Source organism: Sediminihabitans luteus (assembly GCF_002797595.1).
Classification (GTDB): Bacteria; Actinomycetota; Actinomycetes; order Actinomycetales; family Cellulomonadaceae; genus Paraoerskovia; species Paraoerskovia lutea.
On record NZ_PGFE01000002.1, the window covers coordinates 538232 to 553730 of the forward strand.

General features: G+C 74.1%; 13 protein-coding genes. All 13 read left to right on the forward strand.

Annotation, left to right across the window (positions count from 1 at the left end):
- The first annotated feature begins 17 nt into the window (after positions 1–17).
- Positions 18–665: a bifunctional pyr operon transcriptional regulator/uracil phosphoribosyltransferase PyrR gene (pyrR, locus tag CLV28_RS08465; protein ID WP_100422845.1), complete on the forward strand. Its 648-nt coding sequence runs from the start codon at positions 18–20 to the stop codon at positions 663–665.
- Positions 662–1681 (forward strand): aspartate carbamoyltransferase catalytic subunit, encoded by a 1020-nt coding sequence (locus tag CLV28_RS08470; protein ID WP_100422846.1) that lies wholly within the window; start codon positions 662–664, stop codon positions 1679–1681. The genes pyrR and CLV28_RS08470 overlap by 4 nt, the downstream gene beginning before the upstream one ends.
- Positions 1678–3021 carry a dihydroorotase gene (locus CLV28_RS08475; RefSeq protein ID WP_100422847.1) on the forward strand — a complete coding sequence of 448 codons (1344 nt, stop codon included), beginning with the start codon at positions 1678–1680 and terminating at the stop codon, positions 3019–3021. The genes CLV28_RS08470 and CLV28_RS08475 overlap by 4 nt, the downstream gene beginning before the upstream one ends.
- Positions 3018–3566, forward strand: coding sequence for a PH-like domain-containing protein (locus CLV28_RS08480; protein ID WP_239073195.1), 549 nt, complete (start codon positions 3018–3020; stop codon positions 3564–3566). Before CLV28_RS08475 ends, CLV28_RS08480 begins: the two co-directional genes overlap by 4 nt.
- Positions 3563–4798, forward strand: a complete 1236-nt coding sequence (gene carA / locus CLV28_RS08485; protein WP_239073196.1) for a glutamine-hydrolyzing carbamoyl-phosphate synthase small subunit — start codon at positions 3563–3565, stop codon at positions 4796–4798. The genes CLV28_RS08480 and carA overlap by 4 nt, the downstream gene beginning before the upstream one ends.
- Positions 4782–8099 carry a carbamoyl-phosphate synthase large subunit gene (gene carB, locus CLV28_RS08490; protein WP_100422848.1) on the forward strand — a complete coding sequence of 1106 codons (3318 nt, stop codon included), beginning with the start codon at positions 4782–4784 and terminating at the stop codon, positions 8097–8099. The genes carA and carB overlap by 17 nt, the downstream gene beginning before the upstream one ends.
- Positions 8096–8971: an orotidine-5'-phosphate decarboxylase gene (gene pyrF, locus CLV28_RS08495; protein WP_100422849.1), complete on the forward strand. Its 876-nt coding sequence runs from the start codon at positions 8096–8098 to the stop codon at positions 8969–8971. Before carB ends, pyrF begins: the two co-directional genes overlap by 4 nt.
- A 202-nt stretch (positions 8972–9173) precedes the next feature.
- The gene (mihF, locus tag CLV28_RS08500) at positions 9174–9485 is read left to right on the forward strand and encodes an integration host factor, actinobacterial type (protein ID WP_100422850.1); all 312 of its coding nucleotides are present in this window, start codon (positions 9174–9176) and stop codon (positions 9483–9485) included.
- 19 nt (positions 9486–9504) lie between these two features.
- Positions 9505–10116 carry a guanylate kinase gene (gmk, locus tag CLV28_RS08505; protein ID WP_239073197.1) on the forward strand — a complete coding sequence of 204 codons (612 nt, stop codon included), beginning with the start codon at positions 9505–9507 and terminating at the stop codon, positions 10114–10116.
- Between the two features lie 112 nt (positions 10117–10228).
- Positions 10229–10510, forward strand: a complete 282-nt coding sequence (rpoZ, locus tag CLV28_RS08510) for a DNA-directed RNA polymerase subunit omega (protein WP_100422852.1) — start codon at positions 10229–10231, stop codon at positions 10508–10510.
- Between the two features lie 8 nt (positions 10511–10518).
- The gene (gene coaBC, locus CLV28_RS08515) at positions 10519–11745 is read left to right on the forward strand and encodes a bifunctional phosphopantothenoylcysteine decarboxylase/phosphopantothenate--cysteine ligase CoaBC (RefSeq protein ID WP_100422853.1); all 1227 of its coding nucleotides are present in this window, start codon (positions 10519–10521) and stop codon (positions 11743–11745) included.
- Between the two features lie 74 nt (positions 11746–11819).
- Positions 11820–13019, forward strand: a complete 1200-nt coding sequence (gene metK, locus CLV28_RS08520) for a methionine adenosyltransferase (protein ID WP_100422854.1) — start codon at positions 11820–11822, stop codon at positions 13017–13019.
- A 70-nt stretch (positions 13020–13089) separates the two neighbouring features.
- On the forward strand, positions 13090–15378 hold the full coding sequence (locus CLV28_RS08525; RefSeq protein WP_100422855.1) for a primosomal protein N': 2289 nt from the start codon (positions 13090–13092) through the stop codon (positions 15376–15378).
- The last annotated feature ends 121 nt before the right edge of the window (positions 15379–15499 follow it).

Genomic DNA, 15499 nt, shown 5'->3' on the forward strand with positions numbered 1-15499 from the left:
GGGAAGGAGGTCGCCAGATGAACGCTGGCGCTGCTGTGCCCAAGAAGTCCCCCACGAGTCCTGCCCCGAGCGACGCGACCGAGACGGTCGTCCTCGGTGAGGCCGACGTCGCGCGGGCACTGACCCGCATCGCGCACGAGATCCTCGAGCGCAACAAGGGAGCCCAGGACGTCGTCCTGCTCGGCATCCCGACGCGCGGGGTCCCGCTCGCCCTGCGGCTCGCCGACCGCCTCGCGCACGTCGAGCCCGGTCTCGACGTCGAGTCCCTCGTGGGCGAGCTCGACGTGACGATGTACCGCGACGACCTCCACAAGCACCCGACCCGGGCGATCGGGACGACGACGCTCCCGGCGTCCGGCATCGACGGCAAGGTCGTGGTGCTGGTCGACGACGTCCTGTACTCGGGCCGCACGATCCGGGCCGCGCTCGACGCGATCAACGACCTCGGCCGCCCGCGCGCCGTGCAGCTCGCGACGCTCGTCGACCGCGGCCACCGCGAGCTGCCGATCCGCCCCGACTACGTGGGCAAGAACCTGCCCACGTCGGCGTCCGAGCGCGTGCGCGTGCGCCTCGCGGAGGTCGACTCGGCGGACGGCGCGCCGGTGACCGACGCCGTGACGATCAGCCAGTCCGCGTCCGGCGCGACGACGGAGGCCGCCCGATGAAGCACCTGCTCTCGACGGCCGACCTCGCGCGCGAGGACGCGATCACGATCCTCGACACGGCCGCGCAGATGGCCGCGACGCAGTCGCGCGAGATCAAGAAGCTCCCGACGCTGCGCGGGCGGACCGTCGTCAACCTGTTCTACGAGGACTCCACGCGCACCCGCATCTCGTTCGAGACCGCGGCCAAGCGGCTGAGCGCCGACGTCATCAACTTCTCGGCCAAGGGCTCGAGCGTGTCCAAGGGCGAGTCGCTCAAGGACACCGCGCTGACCCTCGCGGCGATGGGCGCCGACGCGGTCGTGTGCCGGCACCAGGCCTCGGGCGCGCCGCACCTGCTCGCGCACGCGGGCTGGCTCGACTCCGCGGTGGTCAACGCGGGCGACGGCATGCACCAGCACCCGACGCAGGCCCTGCTCGACGCGTTCACGATGCGCCGGCACCTGGGCGGCGACCGCACCGACGGCCGCGTGGGCCCCGACGACGCGCTCGTGCGCGGCGCCGACCTCGCGGGGCTGCGGGTCGCGATCGTCGGCGACGTGCTGCACTCGCGCGTCGCCCGCTCGAACGTGCACCTGCTGCACACCCTGGGCGCGCACGTGACGCTCGTCGCGCCGCCCACGCTCCTACCCGTCGGGGTCGGCACGTGGCCGTGCGACGTGTCGTACCACCTGGACGAGACGCTGCGCGACGTCGCTCCCGACGTCGTGATGATGCTGCGCGTGCAGCGGGAGCGCATGAGCGGCTCGGGCACCGGCGGGGGAGCGTTCTTCCCGAACCCGCTCGAGTACACGCGCAAGTACGGGCTCGACGCCCGCCGCCTCGCGCTGCTGCCGCCGCACTCGATCGTGATGCACCCCGGCCCGATGAACCGCGGCCTCGAGATCTCCGCCGAGGCCGCCGACTCGCCGCGCGCGGTGATCGTCGAGCAGGTCGCGAACGGGGTCGCGATCCGCATGGCCGTGCTGTACCTCCTGCTCGCAGGGGACGACTCCACCGAAAGGGCACCCATCTCATGAGCACGACCTACCTGGTGACCGGCGTCGCGCCGCTCGGCGGCGAGCAGGTCGACCTGCTGCTGCAGGACGGCGTGATCGCGCAGGTCGCCCCCGCGGGCACCCTCACGGCGCCCGACGACGTCACCGACGTCGTGACGATCGACGCGGCAGGGCTCGTGGCGCTGCCGGGCCTCGTGGACCTGCACACGCACCTGCGCGAGCCGGGCCGCGAGGACGCCGAGACGATCGCGTCGGGCACCCGTGCTGCCGCCGTCGGCGGGTTCACCGCGGTCCACGCGATGGCGAACACCACGCCGGTCGCGGACACCGCGGGCGTCGTCGAGCAGGTCTGGCGTCTCGGGCGTGACGCGGGCTGGGTCGACGTCCACCCCGTCGGCGCGGTGAGCGTCGGGCTCGCGGGCGAGCAGCTCGCCGAGCTCGGGGCCATGGCCGACTCGGCCGCGCAGGTGCGCGTCTTCTCGGACGACGGCAAGTGCGTGCACGACCCGATCCTCATGCGCCGCGCGCTCGAGTACGTCAAGGCGTTCGACGGCGTGGTCGCGCAGCACGCGCAGGAGCCCCGCCTGACCGAGGGCGCGCAGATGAACGAGGGCGTCGTCTCGGCCGAGATCGGCCTGGCGGGCTGGCCCGCGGTCGCCGAGGAGGCGATCATCGCGCGCGACGTGCTGCTCGCCGAGCACGTCGGCTCGCGCCTGCACGTGTGCCACCTGTCGACCGCCGGGTCGGTCGAGATCGTGCGCTGGGCCAAGGGGCGCGGCATCGACGTGACCGCCGAGGTCACCCCGCACCACCTGATCCTCACGGACGAGCTCGCGCGCGACTACGACCCGACGTTCAAGGTCAACCCGCCGCTGCGGACCGCCGCCGACGTCGAGGCCGTGCGCGCGGGGCTCGCGGACGGCACGATCGACATCGTCGCGACCGACCACGCGCCGCACACGCGCGAGGACAAGGACTGCGAGTGGGCTGCGGCCGCGTTCGGCATGACGGGCCTCGAGACCGCGCTGAGCGTCGTCCAGCAGACCATGGTCGACACGGGCCGCATGTCCTGGGCCGACGTCGCCCGGGTCATGTCGAGCGCGCCCGCGCGCATCGGTCGCGTCGACGTCGGCCCGCAGGCGCAGGGACGCCCGATCGCCGAGGGCGAGCCTGCCAACCTCGTGCTGGTCGACCCGGCCGCGACACGCGTCGTCGACGGCGCCCAGCAGGCGACCGCGAGCGGCAACACGCCGTTCCGGGGGCGCGAGCTGCCCGGGCGCGTGGTCGCGACGTTCCTGCGCGGTCGCGCGACCGTGCTCGACGGCGCGACCGTCGAGACCGCCGCGGAGGTGACCGCGTGAACCTGCCCATGCCCGTGGCCGTCGGGATCTGGATCGTGCTCGGCCTCCTGCTCCTGCTCGTGATCTGGCGCGGCCTGCGCTCGTTGCGCGGGCGCGGCGCCGACGTCGTGCCCGCGCTGCCCGCCGTGCCCGAGCCCCTCGGGGCCGCGACGTTCGGCCCGGTCGAGGCGACGTACGTCTCCACGACGCTGCACGGGGACTGGCTCGCCCGCGTCGGCGCGCACGGCCTGGGCGACCGGGCGGGCGCGAGCGTGAGCGTGCACCCCGAGGGGGTGCTCGTCGAGCGCACCGGCGCCCCGACGCTGTTCGTCCCGGCCGAGCGGCTGCAGGACGCGGGGACGACCGCCGGTATGGCCGGCAAGTACGTCGGCGGCGAGGGCATCGCCGTCATGACCTGGGCCGAGGGAGCGGGGGAGGCCGACGGCCGTCCCGCGACCCTGCTCGACACCGGGCTGCGGACCCGACGCTCCGCGGACCGCACCGCGCTGCTGGACGCGATCCGCGCGCTCGTCCGACCGACCGACCACGGGGAGGAACCCGCGTGACCACCGACCAGACCCTGGACCGGCCCGCTGAGCAGGCCGCCGACGACACCGCCGTGCTGGTGCTCGAGGACGGTCGCACCGCGACCGGCCGCGCGTACGGCGCCCGCGGCACCACGGTCGGCGAGATCGTCTTCAACACCGGCATGACCGGCTACCAGGAGACGCTCACCGACCCGTCGTACCACCGCCAGATCGTCGTGATGACCGCGCCGCACATCGGCAACACGGGCGTCAACGACGAGGACCCGGAGTCGACCCGCATCTGGGTCAGCGGCTACGTGGTGCGCGACCCCGCCCGCCGTGCGTCGAACTGGCGCTCGGAGCGCTCGCTCGACGACGAGCTCGTCGCGCAGGGCGTCGTGGGCATCAGCGACATCGACACGCGCGCCCTGACGCGGCACCTGCGCGAGCTCGGCACCATGCGCGGCGGGATCTTCTCGGGCGACGCGCTCTGGGCCGACGGCCGCCGCCGCTCGGTCGAGGAGCTGCGCGCGGAGGTCGCCGCGGCCCCGCAGATGGCCGGCGCCGACCTCGCCAAGGAGGTCAGCACGACCGAGGCGTACACGGTCGAGCCCGTGGGCGTCGACGGCGGCGACGCCCCGGCGCTCGTCGGGACGGTCGTGGCGGTCGACCTGGGCATCAAGTCCATGACGCCGCAGCGGCTCGCCGAGCGCGGCCTGCGCGTGCACGTCGTGCCGAGCACAGCGACGATCGACGAGATCGTCGCGCTCGCGCCCGACGGGGTGTTCTTCTCCAACGGCCCGGGCGACCCGGGCGCCGCGACCGTCGAGGTCGAGCTGCTGCGCGAGGTCCTCGACCGCCGCATCCCGTACTTCGGCATCTGCTTCGGCAACCAGATCCTCGGGCGCGCGCTGGGCTACGGCACGTACAAGCTCGGCTACGGCCACCGCGGGATCAACCAGCCCGTCATGGACCGGCGCACGCGCAAGGTCGAGGTCACGGCGCACAACCACGGGTTCGCCGTGGACGCGCCCCTCGACGGCGAGTCGACGGCCCCGCACGACGGCGGCCGGTACGGCCGCGTCGTGGTCTCGCACGTCGGGCTCAACGACCAGGTCGTCGAGGGGCTCGAGTGCCTCGACCTCCCGGCGTTCTCCGTCCAGTACCACCCGGAGGCCGCGGCCGGCCCGCACGACGCCTCCTACCTCTTCGACCGCTTCATCGAGCTCATGACGAGCCAGAAGGAGACCCTCGGTGCCTCGCAGAACTGACCTCAAGAGCGTCCTCGTCATCGGGTCCGGCCCGATCGTCATCGGCCAGGCCTGCGAGTTCGACTACTCCGGGACCCAGGCGTGCCGCGTGCTCAAGGAGGAGGGCCTGCGGGTCATCCTCGTGAACTCGAACCCGGCCACGATCATGACCGACCCCGAGTTCGCGGACGCGACCTACGTCGAGCCCATCACGACCGAGGTGCTCACCACGATCATCGCCAAGGAGCGCCCCGACGCGCTCCTGCCGACCCTCGGCGGCCAGACGGCGCTCAACGCGGCGATCGACCTCGACAAGGCGGGCGTGCTCGCCGAGTACGGCGTCGAGCTGATCGGGGCGAACATCCCCGCGATCGAGAAGGGCGAGGACCGCCAGCAGTTCAAGGACGTCGTCGCCAAGTGCGGCGGCGAGTCCGCGCGCTCGGCGATCATCCACACGATCGACGAGGCCCTCGCCGCGGCCGACGACCTCGGCTACCCGATGGTCGTGCGCCCGTCGTTCACCATGGGCGGCCTCGGCTCGGGCATCGCCTACGACGAGACCGACCTGCACCGCATCGTCGGCGCGGGGCTGTTCTACTCGCCCACGACCGAGGTGCTCCTCGAGGAGTCGATCCTCGGCTGGAAGGAGTACGAGCTCGAGCTCATGCGCGACAAGGCGGACAACGTCGTGGTCGTGTGCTCGATCGAGAACGTCGACCCGGTCGGCGTGCACACGGGTGACTCGATCACGGTCGCCCCGGCGCTCACGCTCACGGACCGCGAGTACCAGAAGCTGCGCGACATCGGCATCGCGGTCATCCGCGAGGTCGGCGTCGACACGGGCGGCTGCAACATCCAGTACGCGGTCGACCCGGCCACGGGCCGCGTGATCGTGATCGAGATGAACCCGCGCGTGTCGCGCTCGTCCGCGCTCGCCTCGAAGGCCACCGGGTTCCCGATCGCGAAGATCGCGGCGAAGCTCGCGGTGGGCTACACGCTCGACGAGATCCCCAACGACATCACGCAGGTCACGCCCGCGTCGTTCGAGCCCACGCTCGACTACGTCGTCGTCAAGGTCCCGCGCTTCGCGTTCGAGAAGTTCCCGGCGGCCGACACGACGCTCTCGACGACCATGAAGTCGGTCGGCGAGGCGATGTCGCTCGGGCGCAACTTCACCGAGGCGCTCGGCAAGGCGCTGCGCTCGATCGACAAGTCGGGCTCGACGTTCCACTGGGACGGCGAGCCGGTCGCGGGCGCGGAGCTCGACGAGCTCCTCGCGTCGATCGCGCGCCCGACCGAGAACCGGATCATCGGCGTCCAGCAGGCGCTGCGCGCCGGGGCGACGATCGAGCAGGTCTTCGAGTCGACCAAGATCGACCCGTGGTACCTGGACCAGATCCAGCTCGTCAACGAGGTCGCGGCCGAGGTCGCGGCGGCCCCGGCGCTCACGGCCGACGTGCTGCGCCGCGCCAAGCGGCACGGCCTCTCGGACGTGCAGGTCGCGCGCCTGCGCGGCGTGAGCGAGGCGACGGTCCGCGAGGTGCGTCGCGCGCTCGACGTGCGCCCGGTCTACAAGACGGTCGACACCTGCGCGGCCGAGTTCGCGGCCAAGACGCCGTACCACTACTCGACGTACGACGACGAGACCGAGGTCGCGCCGCGCGAACGCCCGGCCGTGATCATCCTCGGCTCGGGCCCGAACCGGATCGGTCAGGGCATCGAGTTCGACTACTCGTGCGTGCACGCGACGCTCGCCCTGCGCGACCGGTTCGAGACCGTCATGGTCAACTGCAACCCCGAGACGGTCTCGACCGACTACGACACCTCGGACCGCCTCTACTTCGAGCCGCTCACGTTCGAGGACGTGCTCGAGGTGTACGAGTCCGAGCTCGCGGCCGGCCCGGTCGAGGGCATCATCGTCCAGCTCGGCGGGCAGACGCCGCTCGGCCTGGCCCAGCGCCTCGCCGACGCGGGCCTGCCGATCCTCGGCACGAGCCCCGAGGCGATCGACCTCGCGGAGGACCGCGGCGCGTTCGGCCGCGTGCTCGCCGAGGCCGGGCTCCCGGCGCCGGCGTTCGGCACGGCGCTGTCGCTCGCGGAGGCGCAGGACGTCGCCGCGGGCATCGGCTACCCGGTGCTCGTGCGCCCGTCGTACGTGCTCGGCGGCCGCGGCATGGAGATCGTCTACTCGGTCGAGCAGCTCACGGGCTACGTCGAGCGTGCGCTCGAGGCCGCGGGCGAGGAGGCCAGCACCAACGGCGGCCTGCCCGCCCCGCTGCTGATCGACCGGTTCCTCGACGACGCGATGGAGATCGACGTCGACGCGCTCTACGACGGCACCGAGCTCTACCTCGGCGGCGTCATGGAGCACATCGAGGAGGCCGGGATCCACTCGGGCGACTCGGCGTGCGTGCTGCCGCCCGTGTCGCTCAGCACCGCCGAGATCGAGCGCATCCGTCGCTCGACCGAGGCGATCGCGCGCGGCGTCGGGGTGCGGGGCCTGCTCAACATCCAGTTCGCGCTCGTCTCCGACGTGCTCTACGTGCTCGAGGCCAACCCGCGCGCGTCGCGCACCGTGCCGTTCGTGTCCAAGGCGACCGGCACGCCGCTCGCCAAGGCGGCGGCGCTGCTCATGACGGGCACCTCGATCGCCGAGCTGCGCGCGCAGGGCGTGCTCAAGGCCGAGGGCGACGGCGGCATGCTCGACCTCGACGCGCCGATCGCGGTCAAGGAGGCCGTGCTGCCGTTCAAGCGGTTCCGCACCGCCGAGGGCGCGATCGTCGACTCGCTGCTCGGCCCCGAGATGCGCTCGACCGGCGAGGTCATGGGCTACGACAGCGACTTCCCGCGCGCGTTCGCGAAGTCGCAGGCCGCGGCGTTCGGCGGCCTGCCGACGTCGGGCGCGGTGTTCGTCTCGGTCGCCGACCGCGACAAGCGTCAGCTCGTATTCCCGATCAAGCGCCTCAAGGACCTCGGCTTCGAGATCCTCGCGACCGAGGGCACCGCGTCGGTGCTGCGCCGCAACGGGATCGACGTCACGGTCGTGCGCAAGCACTCGCAGGGCCGCGGCCCCGAGGGCGAGCCGACGATCGTCGACCTGATCACCGACGGCAAGGTCGACCTCGTGGTCAACAGCCCCTCGGGCCAGGGCGCGCGCGCCGACGGCTACGAGATCCGGGCGGCTACGACCGCGGCCGACAAGACGATCGTGACGACCGTGCAGCAGCTCGCGGCCGCGGTCCAGGGCATCGAGGCGGTCCTCGAGGGTCCGTTCACGGTCGGTTCGCTCCAGGAGCACGACGCGCGGGCGGCGGCCCGATGAGCGTGGACCCGACGACCGGCGGGGCCCGGGCGCCCTTCGGGGAGCGGCTCGCCGCGGCCATGGACGAGCACGGCCCGTTGTGCGTGGGCATCGACCCGCACCCCGGCCTGCTCTCGGCCTGGGGCCTGGCGGACGACGCGACCGGGCTGCGCGAGTTCGCGCTGCGGGTCGTCGACGCGGTCGGGGGACGCGTCGCGGCGCTCAAGCCGCAGGCCGCGCTGTTCGAGCGGCACGGGTCGCGAGGCCTCGCGGTGCTCGAGGACGTGATCGCCGCGGGCCGCGCGGCGGGCACGCCCGTGATCGTCGACGCCAAGCGCGGTGACATCGGCTCGACGATGGAGGGCTATGCCGACGCGTTCCTGCGCGACGGCTCGCCGCTCGCGGGCGACGCCCTCACGGTGTCGCCGTACCTGGGCTTCGGGTCGCTCCGGCCGGCGATCGAGGCCGCGCTCGCCTCGGGCCGCGGAGTGTTCGTGCTGTGCCTGACCTCCAACACGGAGGGCGAGCAGGTGCAGCACGCGCGCGACGAGGACGGCGTCTCGGTCGCCGCCCGCATCGCGTCGGAGGCCGCGCTGCTCAACCACGGCGTCGACCCGCTCGGCTCGGTCGGTCTCGTCGTCGGCGCGACCATCGGTGGCGCCGCGGCGTCGACCGGCACCGACCTGACGGCCGTCAACGGGCCGCTGCTCGCGCCCGGCGTGGGTGCGCAGGGCGCCGGTGCGGCCGAGCTCGCGCAGGTCTTCGGTGCTGCGCGACGCCAGGTGCTCGCTTCCTCGTCGCGCGGCGTGCTCGCCGCCGGCCCCGACGCGGGTGCGCTGCGTGCCGCGGCCGCGGCGGCGTCGTCCGACGTGCGGGCGGCACTGCGCGGCTGAGCGCGCGAGTCCCGGCACCACCACGACGGCCCCCCGACCACCCGGTCGGGGGGCCGTCGTGCACGTCTGACCAGGACCGACACGCGCGGCGCGCCGCCGTTGTCGTTGCCGACCTCCCGGGTGCTCGCTAGGTTCGAGGGACGACGGCGGGCCGCTGCCCGTCGGGTGCGTGCACATCTGACCAGACGAGAAGGTGACTTGCGTGGCACTTCCCCAGCTGACCCCGGAACAACGCGCCGCAGCGCTCGAGAAGGCCGCCGAGGCGCGACGTGCGCGCGCGGAGGTCAAGAACCGACTGAAGTACTCGCAGGGATCGTTGGCCGAGGTCATCGAGCAGGGGCACTCCGACGAGGTCATCGGCAAGCTCAAGGTCTCGGCGCTGCTCGAGTCGCTGCCGGGCGTCGGCAAGGTCAAGGCGCGTGCGATCATGGAGGAGATCGGGATCGCCGAGACACGCCGCGTCCGCGGGCTGGGTCCGCACCAGTCCGCTGCGCTCATCGAGAGGTTTGGCTGACATTTCTGCTTCACCCGCCGTGCCGCAGCCCGCTGCCGCCGACAACGGTCCTGCCCGCCTGACGGTCCTCGCCGGACCGACCGCCGTCGGGAAGGGCACGGTGTCGGCCGACATCCGGGCCCGGTACCCGGACGTGTGGCTCTCGGTCTCCGCGACCACGCGGTCCGCGCGGCCCGGGGAGGTCGACGGCGTGCACTACCACTTCGTCCCGACGCACGAGTTCGACCGCATGGTCGCGGACGGCGAGATGCTCGAGTCGGCGGTGGTGCACGGGATGAACCGGTACGGCACGCCGCGCGGCCCGGTCGAGGAGAAGCTCGCCGCGGGCGTCCCGGCGCTGCTCGAGATCGACCTCCAGGGTGCGCGTCAGGTCCGCGAGGCGATGCCCGAGGCGCGGTTCGTGTTCCTCGCCCCGCCGAGCTGGGACGAGCTCGTGCGCCGGCTCGTGGGCCGTGGCACCGAGGACGCCGAGGAGCGCGAGCGTCGCCTCGCGACCGCGCGCGTCGAGATGGCGGCGGCGAGCGAGTTCGACCACGTCATCGTCAACGACGAGGTCCACCGCGCGGCCGACGAGCTCGTCTCCGTCATGGGGATCGAGCGCGTCCCCGCCGGATTGGACACGCACGACTAGAATTGTCCGTGGCGCGCTCGTGCGTGCCACGCGGCCGCGGGGCGACCCGCGCACCCCGGGCGCCCGCGACGGCGCCCGCAGCCCATCAGATCCCGAACGACGGAGCGAACCTGTGTCCGGAACCATCGCAGCACCCGAGGGCATCACCGACCCGCCCATCGACCAGCTCCTCGAGCGCGTCGACTCGAAGTACGCCCTCGTCGTCTACGCGTCCAAGCGTGCGCGCCAGATCAACGCCTACTACTCGCAGCTCAACGAGGGCCTCCTGGAGAACGTGGGCCCGCTCGTCGAGACCCGCAACCAGGAGAAGCCGCTGTCGATCGCGATGCGCGAGATCGACAAGGGCCTGCTGACGATCTCCGCCAGCGCCGACGCGGACTCCGCCGAGGCCTGAGCTCCCGCATGAGGATCCTGCTCGGCGTCAGCGGGGGAGTCGCCGCCTACAAGGCCGTGCTCCTGCTGCGTCTCCTGCGCGAGCAGGGTCATCGGGTGCGTGTGCTGCCCACGGCGTCCGCGCTGCGGTTCGTGGGCGCACCCACCTGGGAGGCGCTCTCGGGCGAGCCCGCGACCGCCGAGGTGTTCGAGGACGTCCCGCACGTGCCGCACGTCGCGCTCGGCCAGGAGGCCGACCTGGTGGTGGTCGCGCCGGCGACCGCGGACCTGCTGGCCCGCGCGGCGTCCGGTCGTGCCGACGACCTGCTGACGTCGGCGCTGCTGACGGCGCGCTGCCCCGTGGTCATGGCCCCGGCGATGCACACCGAGATGTGGGAGCACCCCGCGACCGTCGCCAACGTGGCGACGCTGCGCTCGCGTGGCGTCCACGTGATCGAGCCGGCCTCTGGCCGGCTGACCGGCTCCGACACCGGGCCCGGGCGCCTTCCTGAGCCCGAGGAGATCGCGGCGACCGCGCTCGAGGTCGCCCGCGGCGTCCGCGGCCAGGACCGGGAGCAGGACCTCGCCGGACGGCGCGTCGTGGTCTCCGCCGGCGGGACGCGCGAGCCGCTCGACCCGGTCCGGTTCCTGGGCAACCGGTCGTCGGGCCGCCAGGGTGCCGAGATCGCCGCGGCGGCCGCCGCGCGGGGCGCGCACGTGACTCTCGTCGCCGCCAACGTGAGCGTGCCCGTCGACCCCGCGGTCGCGGACGTCGTCGCGGTCGAGACCACCGCGGAGCTGCGCGACGCGGTGCGCGACGCCGCCCGCACGGCCGACGTCGTGGTCATGGCGGCCGCGGTCGCGGACTTCCGGCCCGCCGCGGTCGCCGGGACCAAGATCAAGAAGACCGCGGGCGCCCCTGCGGCGATCGAGCTCGTCGAGAACCCGGACGTGCTGGCCGAGCTGGCCCGGGACCGGCTGCGTGCCGGTCAGGTCGTGGTCGGCTTCGCGGCCGAGACCGGTGACGCGACGGGCGACGTGCTCGCGCACGGTCGGGCCAAGGCACGCCGCAAGGGCGCGGACCTGCTCGCGGTCAACGAGGTCGGCGACGGCGTCGGCTTCGGCGTGGCGGACAACCACGTGACGCTGGTCGACGCCGAGGGGCGCACGGTGCACGAGGTCGGCGGGACCAAGCGGGCGGTGGCCGACGGGCTGTGGGACGCGGTCGTGCCGCTCCTGGGTGCCGCCGACGCCTGACGCCGGGGTGAATCCCGTCTCATCTCGCAGTGCGGATGCCGCTGCCCACCCTTCGGGACAGTAGGCTGGGGCGCATGACCGATCTGCGCCTGTTCACGTCCGAGTCCGTGACCGAGGGACACCCGGACAAGGTCTGCGACCAGATCTCCGACGCGATCCTCGACGCCCTCCTCGAGCAGGACCCGCGCGCGCGCGTCGCCGTCGAGACCATGGTGACCACGGGGCTCGTGCACGTCGCGGGCGAGGTCACGACCGAGGACGCGTACGTCGAGATCCCGCAGATCGTGCGTGACGTCGTGCGCCGCATCGGCTACACGTCGTCCGCGATCGGGTTCGACGGCGACTCGTGCGGCGTGTCGGTGTCGATCGGGCAGCAGTCGCCCGACATCGCGCAGGGCGTCGACAAGGCGCTCGAGCAGCGCGACGACACGGGCGACCTCGACCCGCTCGACGCGCAGGGCGCGGGCGACCAGGGCCTGATGTTCGGGTACGCGTGCGACGAGACGCCGTCCCTGCTGCCGCTGCCGATCTGGATGGCGCACCGCCTGGCCGAGCGCCTCGCGCAGGTGCGCCGCGACGGCACGGTGCCCGGGCTGCGTCCCGACGGCAAGACCCAGGTCACGATCGAGTACGACGGCGACCGCGCCGTCCGCCTCGACACCGTCGTGCTCTCGACCCAGCACGACCCCGACGTGCGCCAGGACGAGCTGCGCGACGCGATCGCCGCGCACGTCGTCGCGCCCGTGATCGAGGGCCTCGGCGTCGAGCTGCGCACCGACGACCACCGCCTGCTGGTCAACCCGACCGGCACGTTCGTCATCGGCGGCCCGCAGGGCGACGCCGGCCTCACGGGACGCAAGATCATCGTCGACACCTACGGCGGCATGGCCCGTCACGGGGGCGGCGCGTTCTCGGGCAAGGACCCGTCGAAGGTCGACCGCTCGGCCGCGTACGCGATGCGCTGGGTCGCCAAGAACGTCGTCGCCGCGGGCCTCGCGCGCCGCTGCGAGGTCCAGGTCGCGTACGCGATCGGCAAGGCGCACCCCGTGGGGCTGTACGTCGAGACGTTCGGCACCGAGACCGTGCCCGTCGAGCGCATCACGGCCGCGATCCGCGAGGTCTTCGACCTGCGCCCCGCCGCGATCGTGCGTGACCTCGACCTGCTGCGCCCCATCTACGCGCGCACCGCGGCCTACGGCCACTTCGGGCGCGAGCACGACGACTTCACCTGGGAGCGCACCGACCGCGCGGACGCGCTGCGCGCCGCGGTCTGACCGTGGCCGGGTCTCCCGGGCCACGCCGCGCGGTCCGCGCGGCGTGGGTGGCCCGTGCTGAGATGTCCCGGTGACCACCCAGCCCTCCGGCGAGCCCGGCGCCGAACCCGCGGACGCCGGCGAGCAGCTCACGCTGCTCGACCTGCCCGCCCCGACGGCGCCCGCCCCGCGTGACGCCGCGGGTGGCGTCCCCGTCGCGGCCGACCAGCCGGTCGCGCGCGTCGCCCTCCAGCTCGTCCCCGCGCACCTGGACCGGACGTTCGACTACCTCGTCCCGGCCTCGATGGCGGACGACGCGCGCCCGGGCGTGCGGGTCAAGGTGCGGTTCGGCGGGCAGGACGTCGACGGGTACGTGCTCGAAAGGGCCGCGACGACCGACCACGACGGGACCCTGCTGCCGCTGCGCCGGGTCGTCTCGCCCGAGCAGGTGCTCACGCCCGCCGTCGCGCGGCTGTGCCGCACCGTCGCCGACCACTACGCGGGCACGCTCGCCGACGTGCTGCGCCTCGCGGTGCCGCGCCGGCACGCGCAGGCCGAGAAGGCGCACGTGGCGGCCGCAGCCGCGGGGGGCGCTGCGGCGGGGGGCACTGCGGCGGCTGAGTCAACCGACGCAGGTACGGCAGGTGCTGCCGCGGGTGAGCACGCGGCGTCCGACACGAACGCGTCCGGCACGAGCGCGTCCGACACGAGCGGGACTTCTCCGCCCGACGCCGGCGGGGCGGCGGCAGACCGTGCCGCGACCCTCTGGCAGCCCTACCCGAGCGGGGCGGCGTTCCTGTCGCGCGTCGCCGCGGGCGACGCGCCACGGGCCGTGTGGACGGCTCTGCCGGGGCGTTCGGGCGACGACGCGATCGAGGACTGGGCGCTGGCCCTCGCCGGGGCCGTCCGGGCTGCCGCCGTCGCGGACCGCGGCGTGATCGTCGTCCTGCCCGACGCGCGCGACGTCGCGCACCTCGCCCGGGCCCTCGACGCGACCGGGTGGTCGTGCTGGTCGGCGCGGACGCCGGGCCAGTACGTCCGGCTGGAGGCGGACGCAGGGCCGTCGCCGCGCTACCGGGCGTTCCTCGCGGCGCTGCGGGGCGACGTCCGCGTCGTGATCGGCACGCGCGCCGCCGCGTTCGCGCCCGTGGCGGACCTCGGCCTCGTCGCGGTCTGGGACGACGGCGAGTCGACGCTCGCCGAGCCGCGTGCGCCGTACCCGCACGTGCGCGAGGTGCTCGCGCTGCGCAGCGCCGCCGAGGGAGCGGCGTTCCTCCTCGGCTCGCTCTCGCGCACGGTGCAGGCGCACGCGCTCGTGACGTCGGGCTGGGCGCGCGAGATCGTCGCGCCGCGCGAGGTCGTGCGTCGCAGCGCGCCCCGCGTGCGGGCGCTGACGTCCGTCGAGCTCGCCTCCGAGGGGGCTGCCGCGGGGGCGCGACTGCCCGAGCCTGCGTGGCGGGTGGCGCGCACCGCCCTGGGCAAAGGACCCGTGCTCGTGCAGGTGCCGCGTGCGGGCTACCTGCCCGTCGTGGCGTGCGTGCGGTGTCGTACGCCCGCGCGGTGCACGACCTGTCACGGGCCGCTCGGGCTGCGGGGCGCGCGCGAGACGCCCCAGTGCACGTGGTGCGGCACGCTCGCCGGGGCGTGGCGGTGCGAGGAGTGCCACGCGACCGGTCTGCGGTCCGTGCGTGTGGGCGCCGAGCGGACCGCGGAGGAGCTTGGACGGGCGTTCCCCGGCGTGCCGGTGCGCCAGTCGGGTGCGAGCGCCCCGGGCGGGGTGCTCGCGACGGTCGACGCGCGGCCCGCGCTCGTCGTCGCGACGCCCGGCGCGGAGCCCGTCGCCGTCGGCGGCTACGCCGCGGTGCTCCTGCTCGACGCCGCCTCGAGCACCGCCGCCGTGCGGCTCGCCGTCGCGCAGGAGGCCCTGCACCGGTGGCAGGTCGCGGCGAGCCTGGCCCGCACGCCGGCCGACGGCGGGCAGGTGCTGCTCGTGGGCGACGCCGCACCCGCACCGACCAACGCCCTCGTGCGTTGGGACGCGGCGGGCTTCGCCGACCGGGAGCTCACCGAACGGGCCGAGCTCGGGCTGCCGCCTGCCGTGCGGGTCGCCGCGGTCACGGGGGACCGGGACGCGGTGCGTGCGGTCGTGGCCCGCGTGCGGCTCGCGACGGACGAGACCGTGCTCGGGCCGGTCGAGGTCGAGGACGACGCGCGTCGTGCGCGCGAGACCACCGCACCGCCGGTGCGCACCGTGGTGCGCGTGCCCGTGGCGCAGGGGCGGGCGCTCGCCCGGGAGCTGGGGGAGTCGATGGCGATCCGCAGCGCACGCCGTGAGGGTGGGTCCGTGCGGGTGCAGCTCGACCCTGCCGAGATGCTCTGACGTCCGCTCCGGCGCCGACGACGCGTGCCGGGCGAGTGAGTGCGTTCCGTTGGAAATAGTGTGCCAAGCGGACTGGCGCCCGTCACCACGGCTCGTCCGCACGTGACCACCAGGCCCGGAC

What these genes read in the sequence shown, in the direction of transcription:
- pyrR (WP_100422845.1), top strand. Translation starts at nt 18, where the DNA reads ATGAACGCTGGCGCTGCTGTGCCCAAGAAGTCCCCCACGAGTCCTGCC.
- CLV28_RS08470 (WP_100422846.1), top strand. Translation starts at nt 662, where the DNA reads ATGAAGCACCTGCTCTCGACGGCCGACCTCGCGCGCGAGGACGCGATC.
- CLV28_RS08475 (WP_100422847.1), top strand. Translation starts at nt 1,678, where the DNA reads ATGAGCACGACCTACCTGGTGACCGGCGTCGCGCCGCTCGGCGGCGAG.
- pyrF (WP_100422849.1), top strand. Translation starts at nt 8,096, where the DNA reads ATGAGCGTGGACCCGACGACCGGCGGGGCCCGGGCGCCCTTCGGGGAG.
- coaBC (WP_100422853.1), top strand. Translation starts at nt 10,519, where the DNA reads ATGAGGATCCTGCTCGGCGTCAGCGGGGGAGTCGCCGCCTACAAGGCC.
- metK (WP_100422854.1), top strand. Translation starts at nt 11,820, where the DNA reads ATGACCGATCTGCGCCTGTTCACGTCCGAGTCCGTGACCGAGGGACAC.